This is a genomic window from Paraburkholderia sp. BR14320 (genome assembly GCF_040948665.1).
Lineage (GTDB): Bacteria > Pseudomonadota > Gammaproteobacteria > Burkholderiales > Burkholderiaceae > Paraburkholderia > Paraburkholderia youngii.
Genome location: NZ_JBFPKG010000013.1, coordinates 113,521 through 129,876, shown reverse-complemented (window position 1 = coordinate 129,876; position 16,356 = coordinate 113,521). Strand labels below are relative to the sequence as shown.

14 protein-coding genes are annotated in these 16,356 nt (G+C 65.2%); 12 read left to right on the top strand and 2 right to left on the bottom strand.

All coding sequences use genetic code 11. The features are described from left to right. The first annotated feature begins 1 nt into the window (after nt 1). The 8 genes from dapB (at nt 2) to AB3X89_RS15295 (ending at nt 8,727) form a co-directional block, all read left to right on the top strand. A complete protein-coding gene (dapB, locus tag AB3X89_RS15330) occupies nt 2-799 on the top strand; it encodes a 4-hydroxy-tetrahydrodipicolinate reductase (protein WP_368584044.1) in 798 nt (265 codons plus the stop codon). Between the two features lie 78 nt (nt 800-877). Continuing rightward, entirely contained in the window at nt 878-1,594 is a 717-nt protein-coding gene (locus AB3X89_RS15325) for a MotA/TolQ/ExbB proton channel family protein (RefSeq protein WP_368584043.1), read from the top strand. A gap of 92 nt (nt 1,595-1,686) precedes the next feature. Continuing rightward, entirely contained in the window at nt 1,687-2,118 is a 432-nt protein-coding gene (locus AB3X89_RS15320; protein WP_368584042.1) for an ExbD/TolR family protein, read from the top strand. 199 nt (nt 2,119-2,317) lie between these two features. Further along, entirely contained in the window at nt 2,318-4,909 is a 2,592-nt protein-coding gene (gene leuS / locus AB3X89_RS15315; RefSeq protein WP_368584041.1) for a leucine--tRNA ligase, read from the top strand. An 88-nt stretch (nt 4,910-4,997) separates the two neighbouring features. Further along, nucleotides 4,998-5,549 (top strand): LPS assembly lipoprotein LptE, encoded by a 552-nt coding sequence (lptE, locus tag AB3X89_RS15310; protein WP_368584040.1) that lies wholly within the window; start codon nt 4,998-5,000, stop codon nt 5,547-5,549. A gap of 54 nt (nt 5,550-5,603) precedes the next feature. Further along, nucleotides 5,604-6,731 carry a DNA polymerase III subunit delta gene (holA, locus tag AB3X89_RS15305; protein ID WP_368584039.1) on the top strand — a complete coding sequence of 376 codons (1,128 nt, stop codon included), beginning with the start codon at nt 5,604-5,606 and terminating at the stop codon, nt 6,729-6,731. A gap of 247 nt (nt 6,732-6,978) precedes the next feature. Further along, nucleotides 6,979-8,250, top strand: coding sequence for a glutamate-5-semialdehyde dehydrogenase (locus AB3X89_RS15300; RefSeq protein WP_368584038.1), 1,272 nt, complete (start codon nt 6,979-6,981; stop codon nt 8,248-8,250). 60 nt (nt 8,251-8,310) lie between these two features. Further along, nucleotides 8,311-8,727: a CopD family protein gene (locus tag AB3X89_RS15295; protein ID WP_368584037.1), complete on the top strand. Its 417-nt coding sequence runs from the start codon at nt 8,311-8,313 to the stop codon at nt 8,725-8,727. Between the two features lie 95 nt (nt 8,728-8,822). Here the strand turns inward: AB3X89_RS15295 and AB3X89_RS15290 are convergent, their stop codons facing one another. Beyond that, nucleotides 8,823-9,668: a MurR/RpiR family transcriptional regulator gene (locus tag AB3X89_RS15290; RefSeq protein WP_368584036.1), complete on the bottom strand. Its 846-nt coding sequence runs from the start codon at nt 9,666-9,668 to the stop codon at nt 8,823-8,825. A gap of 298 nt (nt 9,669-9,966) precedes the next feature. Between AB3X89_RS15290 and edd the strand changes: the two genes are divergently transcribed. The 4 genes from edd (at nt 9,967) to AB3X89_RS15270 (ending at nt 14,719) form a co-directional block, all read left to right on the top strand. After that, a complete protein-coding gene (gene edd / locus AB3X89_RS15285) occupies nt 9,967-11,931 on the top strand; it encodes a phosphogluconate dehydratase (protein ID WP_368584035.1) in 1,965 nt (654 codons plus the stop codon). A 2-nt stretch (nt 11,932-11,933) separates the two neighbouring features. Beyond that, a complete protein-coding gene (gene eda / locus AB3X89_RS15280) occupies nt 11,934-12,575 on the top strand; it encodes a bifunctional 4-hydroxy-2-oxoglutarate aldolase/2-dehydro-3-deoxy-phosphogluconate aldolase (RefSeq protein WP_368584034.1) in 642 nt (213 codons plus the stop codon). Between the two features lie 253 nt (nt 12,576-12,828). Beyond that, nucleotides 12,829-14,214 carry a GntP family permease gene (locus AB3X89_RS15275; protein WP_368584033.1) on the top strand — a complete coding sequence of 462 codons (1,386 nt, stop codon included), beginning with the start codon at nt 12,829-12,831 and terminating at the stop codon, nt 14,212-14,214. A 10-nt stretch (nt 14,215-14,224) separates the two neighbouring features. Then, nucleotides 14,225-14,719: a gluconokinase gene (locus AB3X89_RS15270; RefSeq protein WP_368584032.1), complete on the top strand. Its 495-nt coding sequence runs from the start codon at nt 14,225-14,227 to the stop codon at nt 14,717-14,719. A 95-nt stretch (nt 14,720-14,814) separates the two neighbouring features. Here the strand turns inward: AB3X89_RS15270 and purB are convergent, their stop codons facing one another. Next, nucleotides 14,815-16,203 (bottom strand): adenylosuccinate lyase, encoded by a 1,389-nt coding sequence (gene purB / locus AB3X89_RS15265; RefSeq protein ID WP_368584031.1) that lies wholly within the window; start codon nt 16,201-16,203, stop codon nt 14,815-14,817. Nucleotides 16,204-16,356 lie beyond the last annotated feature (153 nt).

Below are 16,356 nucleotides of genomic sequence, written 5' to 3'. Positions count from 1 at the left end.
CATGAAAATTGCCATTGCAGGCGCATCGGGCCGTATGGGCCGCATGCTGATCGAAACCGTCCTCAACGATGCCGACGCGACGCTCTCCGGCGCGCTGTGCCGCACGGGCGCGGCGCAGCTTGGCCAGGACGCCGGCGCGTTTCTCGGCAAACAGACCGGCGTGCTGCTGTCCGACGATATCGAGCGCGTCTTTGCCGAATCCGACTACCTGATCGACTTCACGCGCCCGGACGCGACGCTCGCGCATCTCGAAGCCGCGCAGCGCCACGGCGTGAAAATGGTGATCGGCACGACCGGCTTCGACAACGCGCAAAAAGCGCAGCTGCGCGCGGCGGCGGAACAGATCGGCGTCGTGTTCGCGTCGAACATGAGCGTCGGTGTGAACGTCACGCTGAAGCTGCTCGAATACGCGGCGCGGCACTTCTCGACCGGCTACGACATCGAGATCATCGAGGCGCATCATCGTCACAAGGTCGATGCGCCGTCCGGCACCGCTCTGACGATGGGCGAAGTGATCGCGGGCGCGCTCGGCCGCAATCTCGACGACTGCGCGGTCTACGGCCGCGAAGGCGTGACCGGCGAGCGCGATCCGTCGACGATCGGCTTCTCGGCGATTCGCGGCGGCGATATCGTCGGCGATCATACGGTGCTGTTCGCGGGCATCGGCGAGCGCATCGAGATCACGCACAAATCGGCGAGCCGCCTGTCGTATGCACAAGGCGCGCTTCGTGCTGTACGCTTCCTCGAAGGCCACGACAACGGCTTCTTCGACATGCAGGACGTGCTCGGCCTGCGTTGAGCGAAGTTCGTTGCGCATAGGCGGGGCAGCGCATCCCGAGCGCGCCCTCCCGAAGTCACTTTCCGAAGGCGAGGTCAGATGGCAGCCAGCAGCGGCATCATTCATTACCTGCAAACGAGCGACGCGATCACGCTTGCGGTCGCTTACGTACTGCTGGCCATGTCGATTGCGAGCTGGTGTTTTCTGATCGTCAAGAGCTGGATTCTGACGCGCGCGAAACGCCAGTCCTCGCGGGCGATCGCGCGCTTCTGGCACGCGCCGACGCTCGCCGAGGGCGTCGCCATCCTGCGTCGCGCCGACCGCGAGCGCGTGTTCGCGCCGCTCGCCGAAGCGGCGCTCCATGCGGCCGAGGTCGACATTCCGGGCGCATTGCTCGCGCGCGTCGAGCGCAGCGAACGGGTGCTGCGCGCGCTGCGCCAGGCGCTCAACGCGTCGCAGCGGCGGCTCGAGTTCGGTCAGGTGCTGCTGGCGTCGGTCGGTAGCACCGCGCCGTTCGTCGGTCTGCTCGGCACCGTGTGGGGCATCTATCACGCGCTCGGCAGCATCGCGGCGAGCGGGCAGGCGCAGATCGAGAACGTCGCGGGACCGGTCGGCGAGGCGCTGATCATGACCGCTTTCGGTCTCGTGGTCGCGATTCCGGCAGTGCTCGGCTACAACGTGCTGGGCCGCCTCGTGCGGCAATTGACCGAGGAACTGGACGGATTCGCGCACGATTTGCACGCGTACGTGTGCTCGCCCGAGCACGCGCCGACGCCGCCGCGCGCACAGCAGGCGGCGCACGAGGCACACCGCTGACGCCTGGCGTGCGGCGGGCCCCGATAAATCGCGACCTACCCCACACGACACACCGCCCATCGCAGGACCAAACTCAGACGCAAGGAGGCGACATGGCATTCGGCGGACTCGAGAAGAAGCAGACGGCCGCGCCGATGGCCGAGATCAACATGACGCCGCTGATCGACGTGATGCTGGTGCTGCTGGTGATTTTCATCATTACCGCGCCGCTGTTCTCGCACGCGATCCGGCTCGATCTGCCGAAGGTCGCGGCGGCGCCCGCGCGCCAGACCCCGCAGACCATCTCGCTGTCGATCGACGGCGCCGGCAAGCTCTACTGGAACGGCAAGCCGATCACGCTCGCGCAGATGCGCATGCAGTTCGCCGAGGCCGGCAAGCAGGCGGACCAGCCGGACATCCAGCTGCGCGCGGAGCGCTCGACGCGCTACGAAGTGATCGCGCAGGTGATGGGCGCCGCGCAGCAAGCGGGGCTCGAGCGGATCGGCTTCGTGACGGACCCGCCGCCGCCCGCCGCGCAGCACTGAGCATCACCGAGCGCCGCCGGGCGCGCACCGCGTCGACGAATCCGGCGTACCCCGCCCCGCACCATGCCGCGCGTAGCGGCGCACCCGTCCGCGAACGGTATAATCAGCCCTTTCCCCGCCAAAGGGGAAACGACGCAACGACATTCTGCAGAGCACCGGGCCGGTGCGAAAGCACCGAACCTAGCGATCCCATCACACCATGCACGAAAAATACGTTCCCTCCGACGTCGAAGCCGCCGCGCAAGGGCAATGGCGCGCCATCGACGCCTACAAGACGACGGAAACCACCGACAAGCCCAAGTTCTACTGCGTCTCGATGCTGCCGTATCCGTCGGGCAAGCTGCACATGGGGCACGTGCGCAATTACACGATCAACGATGTGATGTACCGCTATCTGCGGATGAACGGCTACAACGTGCTGATGCCGATGGGTTGGGACGCGTTCGGCATGCCGGCGGAAAACGCCGCGATGGCCAACAACGTGCCTCCCGCGCAGTGGACCTACGACAACATCGCTTACATGAAGAAGCAGATGCAGTCGATGGGTCTCGCGATCGACTGGTCGCGCGAAGTCGCGACCTGCAGCCCCGACTACTACAAATGGAACCAGTGGCTGTTCCTGAAGATGCTGGAAAAGGGCATCGCGTACAAGAAAACCGGCACGGTGAACTGGGACCCGGTCGACCAGACCGTGCTCGCGAACGAGCAGGTGATCGACGGGCGCGGCTGGCGCTCGGGCGCGCTCGTCGAAAAGCGCGAAATCCCGATGTATTACATGCGCATCACGCAGTACGCGGATGAGCTGCTGAACGATCTCGACGGCCTCGGCTGGCCCGAGCGCGTGAAGATCATGCAGCAGAACTGGATCGGCAAGAGCTTCGGCGTGAACTTCGGCTTCCCGTACGAAATCGACGGTGAGCAGAAGCTGCTGCGCGTGTTCACGACGCGCGCCGACACGATCATGGGCGTGACGTTCTGCGCGATCGCCGCCGAGCATCCGCTCGCCACGCGCCTTGCGCAAGACAAGCCCGAACTGCAGGCGTTCATCGACGAATGCAAGCGCGGCGGCGTCGCCGAAGCCGACGTCGCGACGATGGAAAAGAAGGGCATGGCTACCGGCTTCTACGTCACGCATCCGCTGACGCACGAGCAGGTCGAGGTGTGGATCGGCAACTACGTGCTGATGACCTATGGCGAAGGCGCGGTGATGGGCGTGCCGGCGCACGACGAGCGCGACTTCGCGTTCGTGAAGAAGTACGGTCTGCCGGTCAAACAGGTAGTGGCGGTCGAAGGCAAGGAGTTCTCGACCGAAGCGTGGCAGGAATGGTACGGCGAGAAGACCGGCACGCTGGTGAACAGCGGCAAGTACGACGGCCTCGCGTACGACGAAGCGGTGGACCGCATCGCCGCCGATCTGAAGGAGCTCGGCCTCGGCGACAAGCAGATCACGTGGCGTCTGCGTGACTGGGGCGTGTCGCGCCAGCGTTACTGGGGCACGCCGATTCCGATCATCCACTGCCCGAAGTGCGGCGACGTGCCGGTGCCGGAAAAAGACCTGCCGGTCGTGCTGCCGGAAGACCTCGTGCCGGACGGCACGGGCAATCCGCTCGCGAAGTCCGAAGCGTTCCTGAACTGCACGTGCCCGAGCTGCGGCGGTGCGGCGAAGCGCGAAACCGACACGATGGACACCTTCGTCGATTCGTCGTGGTACTTCTACCGCTACGCGTCGCCGGATGCGAAGACGATGGTCGACGAGCGCACCGACTACTGGGCGCCGATGGATCAGTACATCGGCGGTATCGAGCACGCGATCCTGCACCTGCTGTACTCGCGTTTCTGGGCGAAGGTGATGCGCGACCTCGGTCTCGTGAAATTCGGCGAACCGGCGAAGAACCTGCTCACGCAGGGCATGGTACTCAACGAAACCTATTACCGCGAAAACGACGCGGGCAAGAAGACCTGGTACAACCCGGCGGACGTGACCGTGTCGTTCGACGACAAGGGCCGCCCGGTCGGCGCGGTGCTGAACGCGGACGGCCAGCCGGTCGTGCTCGGCGGTGTCGAGAAGATGTCGAAGTCGAAGAACAACGGCGTCGACCCGCAGATGCTGATCGATCAGCACGGCGCGGACACCGCGCGCCTGTTCGTGATGTTCGCGGCTCCGCCCGAGCAGCAACTCGAGTGGTCGGGTTCGGGCGTCGAAGGCGCGAGCCGCTTCCTGCGCCGCGTTTGGAACTTCGGCTACACGAACGAAGCCGCGCTGCGCACGGGTGGCCAGTTGGACACCGCGCAACTTAACGATGCCGACAAGGTGCTGCGTCGTGAGATCTACAGCGTGCTGAAGCAGGCCGATTTCGACTATCAGCGTCTGCAGTACAACACGGTGGTATCGGCCGCGATGAAGATGCTCAACGCGCTCGACGGCGCGAAGGGCGCGCAGACGGCCGTGCTGCGTGAGACCTACGGCGTGATGCTGCGCGTGCTGTACCCGGTCGTGCCGCACCTGACGTTCCAGCTGTGGCAGGAGCTCGGCTACGCCGACGAATTCGGCCCTCTGCTCGACGCACCGTGGCCGAAGGTCGACGAGAAGGCGCTCGAACAGGCCGAGATCGAACTCGTGCTGCAGGTGAACGGCAAGGTGCGCGGCGCGATCACGGTCGCGAAGGATGCATCGCGCGACGCGATCGAGCAGCAAGCGGCCGCGCACGAAATGGTCGCGAAGTTCAGCGAAGGCAAGGCGCCGAAGAAGATCATCGTGGTGCCGGGCCGTCTCGTGAACGTGGTCGTTTGACGTTCCAGGCCCTCATCCGGCAGATGGGGCGCCGCCCGCACGGTGGCGTTCCTCGGCACCGCGAATCCACTGCGAACCGGGAGCGAATGTGACTCGCAGATCGTTTTTGACGCTCGCTTGCAGCGTAATGATGTTGTCGGCCTGCGGCTTCAAGCTGCGCGGCCAGCAGGACTTCGCGTTCAAGCGCCTCTATGTGTCGGGCGGCTCGCCCGCGGCCATGGCGCGCTTCACCCGCATCGTGCAGGGCGGCAGCGACACCGTGGTGGTCAACTCGGTCGCCAATGCCGACGCGATCCTGCAGATCACGCAGAACCGCAACCTCAGCACGCTGACGCTGAATTCGCTGGGCGTCGTCGCCGAGTATCAGCTGAATCTGCAGATGACCTACACGCTGACCGGCAAGGACGGCACCGTGCTGATTCCGGGCAGCGTGATCGCGCTGAACCGCGCGATGACCTATAGCGACCAGTTCTCTCAGGCGAAGGCCGCCGAGTCGGACATCCTGTTCGCCGACATGGAGAACGACGCGGTCGATCAGCTGATCCGCCGTCTCGGCGTGGTGCGCTCGCTGCATCCGACGCCGTCCGAGGCCGTGCCGGCCATCGCGCCGCGCGCGCCGCTGCCGCCGCCGCCGCTGTGAGCATCGCGCCGTTAGCGATGCGTCGAATCTCATCCACCCCGTCAACCGCCAGCCATGCAACTGCGACCTGACGCGCTCGAAGCGCATCTCGCCCGCGGCCTCGCCGGACTGTACGTCGTGTACGGCGACGAGCACCTGCTCGCGCAGGAAGCGTGCGACCGCATCCGGGCGGCCGCGCGCGCGGCAGGCTTCACTGACCGCTCGGTGTTCACGGCCGAGCGCTATTTCGACTGGAGCTCGCTGCTCGGCGCGAGCCAGTCGATGTCGCTGTTCGGCGACCGTCAACTGGTCGAGTTGCGCATTCCGTCGGGCAAGCCGGGCAAGGAAGGCGCGGATGCGCTGAAGGCGCTAGCATCCACCGTCAACGACGACGTGCTGACCATGATCACGCTGCCCCGTCTCGATGCGGCCACGCAGAAGTCAGCATGGTTCACCGCGCTCGCCGACGTGGGCGTCGCGCTGAAGATCGATCCGGTCGAGCGCGCGCAGCTGCCGAACTGGGTCGGGCAGCGGCTCGCGGCTCAAGGCCAGCGCGTCGCAGCCGGCGAAGAAGGGCGGCGCGCGCTCGCTTTCATCGCCGAGCGCGTCGAGGGCAATCTGCTTGCCGCGCATCAGGAAATCCAGAAGCTCGGGCTGCTGTATCCGAGCGGCTCGCTGAGCTTCGATCAGGTGCAGGACGCGGTGCTCAACGTCGCGCGCTACGACGTCTTCAAGCTCAACGAGGCGATGCTCGCGGGCGACGTCGGCCGTCTCGCGCGCATGCTCGACGGCCTGCGCGGTGAAGGAGAGGCGGCGGTGCTCGTGCTGTGGGCCGTCGTCGAGGAAGTGCGCGCACTGTTGCGGATCAAGCGCGGCGTCGCAGCCGGCAAGCCTCTCGCGGTGCTCACGCGCGAGAACCGCGTGTGGGGTCCGCGCGAACGGCTGATCGGGCCGGCGCTGTCGCGTGTCAGCGAAGCGGCGCTCGAGAAGGCGCTCGCGCTGGCGGCGCGGCTCGACCGGCAGGTCAAGGGCTTGTCGGGCGGCACGCCGGGCAATCATCGCAACGATCCGCCGCCCGATCCGTGGGACGGCCTGTTCGAACTCGCGATGACGGTGGCCGCGCCAAAACCGTCGGCGGTGCCGCCAGTGACGCCGCCGCGACCTCGGGCGCCGACTGCGGCGCCAGCGCGGCGGCCAGGCTGAGCAACTGGGCGCGGGCGAGCTTCGGCGGCGATTGCAATCGCACAGCAACCGTCAATCGCGTCACATGCAGAGCACCGTGTTTCCCATGCCACGGGCTCAACACAACGCAACGGCAAACCCGCGACCGCACAGCGCACCCGCTGCCCCTCGCGAGCAAAGCCCAGGCACCCGACTTACAATCGTTTGATCTTTCGCTAATCTTGCCCGACCACCGCACGTCACCGTGCGGGGCATCACGAGAATGACCATGGATATCGACCAGTACATGACCGACCTCGGCCAACGCGCTCGCCAGGCTTCGCGCGCGATGGCGCGGGCGTCGACCGCCGCGAAGAATGCGGCGCTTGCGGCCGTTGCCGAGGCGATCGAGCGCGATGCCGATCTGCTGAAGGCCGCCAACGCCCGCGACCTCGAACGCGCCCGCGGCAAGGGGCACGACGCCGCGTTCATCGACCGTCTGACGCTGTCCGACAAGGCGCTGAAGACGATGGTCGAAGGACTGCGCCAGGTCGCGGGGCTGGCCGATCCGATCGGTGAAATCAGCAATCTTAAGTATCGGCCGAGCGGCATCCAGGTCGGCCAGATGCGTGTGCCGCTCGGGGTGATCGGCATCATCTACGAATCGCGCCCGAACGTGACGATCGACGCGGCCGCGCTGTGCCTGAAGTCCGGCAACGCGACCATCCTGCGCGGCGGCTCCGAAGCGCTCGAATGCAATACCGCGCTCGCGAAGCTGATCGGCGAAGGGCTCGAAGCTGCCGGTTTGCCGCAAGACGCGGTGCAGGTGGTCGCGACGTCGGACCGCGCGGCGGTCGGCAAGCTGATTACGATGACCGAATACGTCGACGTGATCGTGCCGCGCGGCGGCAAGAGCCTGATCGAGCGTCTGATGAACGAAGCGCGCGTGCCGATGATCAAGCACCTCGACGGCATCTGCCACGTCTATGTCGACGATCGCGCGGACCTGGCGAAGGCGCTCAACGTCTGCGACAACGCGAAGACGCACCGCTACGGCACCTGCAACACGATGGAAACGCTGCTGGTCGCGCGCGGCATCGCGGCCGAAGTGCTGCCGCCGCTGGGCAAGCTGTATCGCGGCAAGGACGTCGAGCTGCGCGTCGACGCGGCGGCGCGCGCTGTGCTGGCCGATGCGGGCGTCGGCCCGCTCGTCGACGCGACCGAGGAAGACTGGCGCACCGAATATCTGGCGCCGGTGCTCGCGATCAAGGTGGTCGACGGCATCGACGCGGCGATCGATCACATCAATACCTACAGCTCGCAGCACACCGACGCGATCGTTACCGAAGACCACGACCGCGCGATGCGCTTTCTGCGCGAAGTCGATTCGGCGAGCGTGATGGTCAACGCGTCGACGCGTTTCGCGGACGGCTTCGAGTTCGGTCTCGGCGCCGAGATCGGCATCTCGAACGACAAGCTGCACGCGCGCGGCCCGGTCGGACTGGAAGGGCTGACGTCGCTGAAGTACGTCGTGCTCGGGCACGGCGAAGGTCGTCAATAAGCACGAATCGAAGCACCGCCACAACGAACACAACAACAAGGACCACAAGGACCCCCGCCGATGCTTTGGGTAAAGACGTTTCACATCGTGTTGATTGCCTCCTGGTTTGCCGGCCTGTTCTATCTGCCGCGCATCTTCGTCAATCTGGCGATGGAAACGGAACCCGCCGCGACCGCGCGTCTTCTGCTGATGGCGCGCAAGCTGTTCCGCTTCATGAGCTTTATCGCGGTGCCCGCGATCGCGTGCGGCTTGTGGTTGTGGCTCGTGATCGGCATCGGCAGCGGGCAGGGCTGGATTCACGCGAAGGTCGGCGTAGTCGTGCTGCTCGTCATCTATCACGCCTATTGTGGCGTGCTGCTCCGCACGTTCGAACGCGGCCAGAATCGCCGCTCGGACAAGTGGTATCGGATGTTCAACGAGCTGCCGGTGCTCGGTATGCTTGCGGCGGTCGCGCTGGTGGTGATCAAGCCGTTCTGAGCGGCTGACGGCGTTAAGCAGGGCGCTGGAAAAGACAAAGGGCGGTGTGCCGGTCGAATGGCACATCGCCCTTTTGCGTTTCTTATCGGAGCGGATTACCCCTGTGGGTCCACCCGCCGCCGGTGTATCACTTCCTTCGTCTGCGCGAGTTTTTCCACCAGTTCGGGCCCGCGGCTCAGCGCGACACCGACCGCCAGAATGTCGCCGATCGCCAGATGCGACACGCGCGAGGTCATCGGCGAAAAGATGTCGGTGTCTTCGTCGACGTTCGCGAAGAGTCCCACGGTCGCGAGCCGGGCGAGCGGCGAGTTGCCGTGCGTGATCGCGATCACCTTCGCGCCCGCGTTAAGCGCGGCCCTCGCGGCATCGATGATGTCGCGCGTGCGGCCCGTGTTGGAAATCGCGACGACCACGTCACCCGGCCCGAGCAGCGCGGCTGACATCAGAAACGTATGCGGGTCCGAATACGCGACGCTCGGCATGCCGAGCCGGAAAAACTTGTGCTGCACGTCGAGCGCGGCGATGCCGGAGCCGCCCGCGCCATAGAACTCGATGCGCTTCGCCTGCGCGAGCATGTCGATCGCCGCCGCGACGCTATCCGACGACAGATTGTTGCGCACCTGAATCAGCGCACCGATGGTCCGGTCGAGCACCTTCGCGGCGACGCCCGGTGTCGGCTCGTCGGGCCGCACGTCGCGATATACGGCCGGCACTTCGCTCGCGATGCCCTGCGCGAGCCGGATCTTGAATTCGCGAAAGCCGGAAAAACCGAGCGCGTGACAGAAGCGCGCGATCGTCGGCTGACTCACGCCCGCGCGCGCGGCGACCTCGGTCATCGACAGATCGAGCACCTCGCGCGGCGCCTCGATCACATAATCGGCCAGCTTGCGCTCGGACGGGCGCAGCTGATCACGCATCTGTTCCACTTGGGACAGCATCATCGGAAAACTCGCACTATGCTGAAGAACGTGTGGACTATATCCGATTGGTCGTTGGCGCACAAAAGCTAGGTACAAAAACTACATATTGGTGAGTAAGTGTATTCCCTGGGTTTCGGCTGTAAAGCGCTAAGGCGCCGCCAATAGGGCGACTTGGCGAGTCGTTCGATGCGGCACCGCAACAGCGTTCTTAATTGCGATCGTGTAGTTTTTCTACTAATATGGCGTGGTTCGATATCACAACCCCGCGATACCGCCTGGTGTCATGCGTGCGCCTGCCGCCAGCGACGAAGGAGCTCCGATGGTTTCCCCGCATTCGCAATTGTTGAAGGTCACGCAACGCGTGATCGAGCGCAGCAAGCCCACGCGTGAAGCGTATTTGGCCCGCATCCAGCATGCGCAGGGGCGCTTCCCGGCACGCGGCGCGTTGTCGTGCGCGAACCTCGCCCACGGTTTCGCCGGTCTCGAAGGCAACGACAAGCTCGTGATCAAGCAGATCCGCGAGCCGAACATCGGCATCGTGTCGTCCTACAACGAGATGTTGTCGGCGCACGCGCCGTACAAAAACTACCCGGACATCATCAAACAGGCAGCGCGCGAAAACGGCGGCGTCGCGCAATTCGCGGGCGGCGTGCCGGCGATGTGCGACGGCATCACGCAGGGCAACGCGGGCATGGAGCTGTCGCTGTTCTCGCGCGAAGTGATCGCGATGAGCACGGCGGTCGCGCTCACCCACAACATGTTCGACGCGGCGCTATGCCTCGGCATCTGCGACAAGATCGTGCCGGGCCTGCTGATCGGCGCGCTGCAATTCGGCCATTTGCCGACCATCTTCGTGCCGGCCGGTCCGATGACGAGCGGCCTGTCCAACGACGACAAAGCCAAGACGCGCCAGCAGTTCGCGACCGGCCAGTGCGGCCGCGACGCGCTGCTCGAAGCGGAAGCGGCCGCGTATCACAGCCACGGCACCTGCACGTTCTACGGCACCGCGAACAGCAACCAGATGCTGATGGAAGTGATGGGCCTGCATCTGCCGGGCTCGGCCTTCGTGCATCCGCACACGCCGCTGCGCGACGCGCTGACCGCGCAGGCCGCGCGCCGCGTGCTCGATCTGACGGTCGAGCGCGGCCACTACATGCCGATCGGCCATGTGATCGACGAGAAGGCGATCGTCAACGGCATCGTCGCGCTGCTGGCAACCGGCGGCTCGACCAATCACACGCTGCACCTCGTCGCGATCGCGCGTGCGGCCGGCATCGTGATCGACTGGGACGACTTCGACACGCTGTCGCAGGCGGTGCCGCTGCTCGCGAAGATCTATCCGAACGGCAAGGCCGACGTGAACCACTTCCACGCGGCGGGCGGCGTGGCGTTCCTCGTGCGCAATCTGCTCGAAGGGGGGCTGCTGCATGAAGATGTGAACACGGTCGCGGGCAAGGGCCTGAAGCGCTACACGGAGGAGCCCAAGCTGCTCGACGGCAAGCTGCAATGGGTCGCGGGCGTCGAGGCGAGCGCGGATACCGCGGTGCTGCGCGGCATCCAGGAGCCGTTCCAGCCTGACGGCGGCCTGCGTCTTATGCAGGGCAAGCTCGGCCGCGGCGTGATCAAGATCTCGGCGGTCGCGGCGCAGCATCGCAAGGTGAAGGCGCCGGCAATCGTGTTCGATTCGCAGGAAGCGGTGCAGGAAGCGTTCGACAAGGGCGAGCTCAAGCGCGACTTCATCGCGGTGGTGCGCTTCCAGGGCGCCCGCGCAAACGGCATGCCCGAATTGCATCGTTTGACGCCGCTGCTCGGTGTGTTGCAGGATCAGGGTTTCCATGTCGCGCTAGTGACCGACGGCCGTATGTCGGGCGCGTCGGGCAAAGTGCCGGCGGTCATTCATGTGTCGCCGGAAGCGTTGCTGCAAGGCCCGCTCGGCAAGGTCCGCACGGGCGACACGCTGGTCATCGACGCGGAAGCGGGCGTGCTCGACATCGAGATCGACGCAGCCGAATGGGCCGCGCGTCCGAACGCCGAGCCGCTGCATCAGGCGGACAACGAAGCCGGCTTCGGCCGAGAGCTGTTCGGCGTGTTCCGTGCGGCGGCGGCGCCGGCGGAGCAGGGCGCGTCGGTGTTCGGCAAGCTGATCGGCGAGGGCGGCGCGCGCGACGGCCAGCACGGTCACGGCAGCCACCACAAGCACGGCGACAAGCACGCCCATCAACCCGGCGACCATCACACGAGCACCGCGCAAGCCGGCGCGGCGCTGCAGAAACAAGGAGTCTGACTATGACGTCGAAAACAGTAAGCGATATCGTGCGCCTCGGCCCGGTGATTCCGGTGCTCGCGTTCGACACGGTCGAACAGGGCGAACACGTGTCGCGCGCGTTGCACGCGGGCGGCGTGAAGGTGCTCGAAATCACGCTGCGCACGCCGGCGGGCCTCGGCGCGATCGAGCGTGCGTCCGAGCTCGCCGACGACATCGTGGTCGGTGTCGGCACGATCACGAAGCCCGAGCATTGCGCGCAAGCGAAGAAGGCCGGCGCGCAGTTCGGCGTGTCGCCGGGTCTGACCAAGGACATGCACCAGGCCGCGCAGGATGTGGGTCTGCCGTTGCTGCCCGGCGTGATGACGCCGTCGGACATCATCCTCGCGCTCGAGCTCGGCTACGAGATCGTCAAGTTCTTCCCCGCGCAGCAGGCCGGCGGCGTGCCGATGCTGCAGGCGTTCCACGGTCCGTTCCCGGCGCTGAAGTTCTGCCCGACTGGCGGCATCACGCCGGAAAGCGCACCGCACTTCCTGTCGCTGCCGAACGTGGTCTGCGTCGGCGGTTCGTGGCTCACGCCGAAGGCCGCACTCGCCGCGCAGAACTGGGATGAGGTGACGCGCCTCGCGCGCGCCGCGAGCCAATTGGCGGCGCCCGCGCACTAAGCCCGCAAAACGACAGCGCATCGGTTAGCTAAACCGGGCACAGGAGTCTCGTCGATACAGCCGCATCAGGCTGTCGCGCCGAGACTCTTTTTTTGCTTGATATGCGTGCTGGATTTGCGCGCGTTTTTGAAACAAACAGTAAAATTCAGCGTCCGCGCGGCCAGCCGGGTTTTCAGGCATCGCGCAGGTTGCCGTGAGACGAAGTGCCGGCCGCATCCGCACTCTGAAACCAATAAACCAAAGGAGGGGCTTCATGGAATCTGCCCACGGAAGCATGTTGCTGGTCTACGCGTTAATCGCGATCGCGTTGCTGATCTTCATGATCACGCGCCTGAAGGTCTATCCGTTTCTCGTTCTGATCATCGTGTCGTTGCTGCTGGGCCTCGTGGCCGGCATGCCGATGCAGACCATCGTCAAATCGTTCGAAACGGGTAACGGCAACACGCTCGGGCACATAGCCATCGTTGTCGGTCTCGGCACGATGCTCGGCAAGATGATGGCCGAATCGGGCGGCGCCGAGCGCGTCGCGACCACGCTGATCAACTGGTTCGGTGAGAAACACATTCACTGGGCGATGATGGTCGTCGCGATCATCGTCGGCTTGCCGGTGTTCTTCGAAGTCGGTTTCGTGCTGCTGATTCCGATCGCGTTCAACGTCGCCAAGCGCACCAACAAATCGCTGCTGCTGGTCGGCCTGCCGATGGTCGCGGGTCTGTCCGTGGTGCACGGGCTGATCCCGCCGCACCCGGCCGCGCTGCTCGCCGTGCAGGCTTATCACGCGGATATCGGCAAGACGATCGCCTATGGTCTGATCGTCGGCATCCCCTGCGCGATCGTCGCCGGTCCGCTGTTCGCGCTGCTGGTGAGCCGCCATATCCAGTTGCCGAAGGAAAATCCGCTTGCCGCGCAGTTTCTCAGTCACGACGCGAATAACGGCAACGGCGTGGCAACCAACGCACCGAAGCGCGAACTGCCAGGCTTCGGCATCACGCTGGCCACGATCCTGTTGCCGGTGGTTCTGATGCTGGTCGGCAGCTGGGCCGACCTGGTGTTCGAACCGAAGACGCTGCCGAACGATCTGCTGCGCTTCTTCGGCAACACCGACGTCGCGCTGCTGACGGCCGTGCTGGTCAGCTTCTGGACCTTCGGCGCGAGTCGCGGCTTTAACCGCGAGCAGATCCAGAAGTTCTGCGGCGAGTGTCTGGCGCCGATCGCGGGTATTACACTGATCGTCGGCGCAGGCGGTGGTTTTGGCCGCGTGCTGATGGATAGCGGCATTTCGAAGGAAATCACCAACGTCGCGACCGCGGTGCATCTGTCGCCGCTGCTGTTCGGCTGGATCGTCGCGGCGATGATCCGTCTCGCGACCGGTTCGGCCACCGTTGCGATGACGACCGCCTGCGGCATCGTCGCGCCGATCGCGGCGGCCGGTGCGGTGCAGGTGAAACCGGAACTGATGGTGCTCGCAACCGGCTCGGGCTCGCTGATCTTCTCGCACGTGAACGACGGCGGCTTTTGGCTGATCAAGGAATATTTCGGCATGACGGTGGTGCAGACCTTCAAGACGTGGTCGCTCCTGGAAACCATCATTTCGGTGATGGGGCTGGCCCTGACCTTCGCACTCGCGGCGGTCCTGTAAGGAGTTTCAAATGATTCTGATCGCAATGGGCGTGTCGGGCGCGGGTAAGTCTCTGATTGGCGAAATGCTGGCCGCGCGTCTGCATTGCACGTTCACCGACGGCGACGCGTTCCATAGCGCGGCGAACAAGGAGAAGATGCACCACGGCATTCCGCTCACCGACGAAGACCGCTGGCCGTGGCTGAAGACGATCCGCGCGGCGATCGAGGAAAAGCAGAAGGCGGGCGAGACGGCGGTGTTCACGTGTTCGTCGCTGAAGCGCTCGTATCGCGACATTCTGCGCGCCGGCGACAAGGACGTGTGCTTCGTCTACCTGAAGGGTTCGCGCGAGGTGCTCGCGGAGCGTCTCGGGCATCGCACCGGGCATTTCTTCGATCCGTCGCTGCTGCAAAGCCAGCTCGATACGCTCGAGGAGCCGGGTGACGATGAAGCGATCACGGTCAGCATCGATCTGACGCCGGAACAGATCGTCGACGAGGCGCTCAGGCAGGTCGAAGCGCGCTGAGTCTTTGATTCCCCCGCGTTCCGGCTTCGAGCGCGGGACGAAAAAAAGCCGCTCCTCGGAGCGGCTTTTTTATGCGCCGAAGCTGGGCCAGCCGATCAGCCGATCCGCTTCGCCAGTTCGACGGCCTTGCCAATGTACGAGCCGGGCGTCATTTCGAGCAGACGGTCCTTCGCGTCCTGCGGAATCGCCAGGCCGCCGATGAAGCTCTGCAGCGCCTCGCGCGTGATGCCCTTGCCGCGCGTGAGCTCCTTCAGCTGCTCGTACGGGTTCTCGATGCCGTAACGGCGCATCACGGTTTGCACTGGCTCGGCTAGCACTTCCCAGCAGTTGTCGAGGTCTTCGTTCAGACGCTGCGCGTTCACTTCGAGCTTGTCGAGGCCGCGGATCAGCGAGTCGTACGCGAGCAGCGAGTAGCCGAACGCGACGCCGATGTTGCGCAGCACCGTCGAGTCGGTCAGGTCGCGCTGCCAGCGCGATACCGGCAGCTTGTCGGCGAGGTGACGCAGCGTCGCGTTCGCGAGGCCGAGGTTGCCTTCGGAGTTTTCGAAGTCGATCGGGTTGACCTTGTGCGGCATCGTCGATGAGCCGATTTCGCCGGCCTTCGTGCGCTGTTTGAAGTAGCCGACCGAGATGTAGCCCCACACGTCGCGATCGAGATCCAGCAGGATCGTGTTCGCGCGCGAGATCGCGTCGAACAGCTCGGCCATGTAGTCGTGCGGTTCGATCTGGATCGTGTACGGATTGAACGTGAGCTTCAGACGGTTCTCGACGACGTCCTTCGAGAACGCTTCCCAGTCGAACTCCGGATACGCGGACAGGTGCGCGTTGAAGTTGCCGACCGCGCCGTTCATCTTGCCGAGCAGTTCGACCTTCGCGATGCGCTCGATCGCGCGCGCGAGACGCGCGGCGACGTTGGCGATTTCCTTGCCGAGCGTGGTCGGGCTGGCCGGCTGGCCGTGCGTGCGCGACAGCATCGGCTGGGCGGCTTGCGCATGCGCGAGCGCGACGAGGCGTTGATGCACCGAGCGCAGCGCCGGCAGGATCACGTGTTCGCGCGCGCCGGCGAGCATCAGACCGTGCGACGTGTTGTTGATGTCTTCGGACGTGCACGCGAAGTGGATGAACTCGCTCGCGCGTTCCAGTTCTTCCTGACCCTTCACCGACTCCTTCAGCCAGTATTCGACGGCCTTCACGTCGTGGTTCGTCACGCGCTCGATTTCCTTGATGCGCGCGGCGTCGTGCGCGGTGAAGCGCTCAGCCAGTTGCAGCAGGAACTGCTCGGATGCGTCGGAGAAGCGCGGCACTTCGGCGAAGCCGGCGCGCGACAGCGCGATCAGCCAGTGGATTTCGACCGTCACGCGATTGCGCATGAAAGCGGCTTCCGAGAGCCAGTCGCGCAGGGCTTCGGTTTTGGCGGCATAGCGGCCGTCGAGCGGGGAGAGCGCGTTCAGCGCGAACAGGGTGTCGGGGCGGGTGTCGGACATGATGAGGACCGGGTTGAGGCGCAGGTTGAGGCGCGGGTTAAGGCACTGAGCGCTCAGCGAGCGGATCGGGAACGGAGGGAACCGTGGATTTTACCACTGCGATGCGCCCGTCCGGATGCGTCGGCCGCACCTCGCGCCGCTAGAATGCAGACT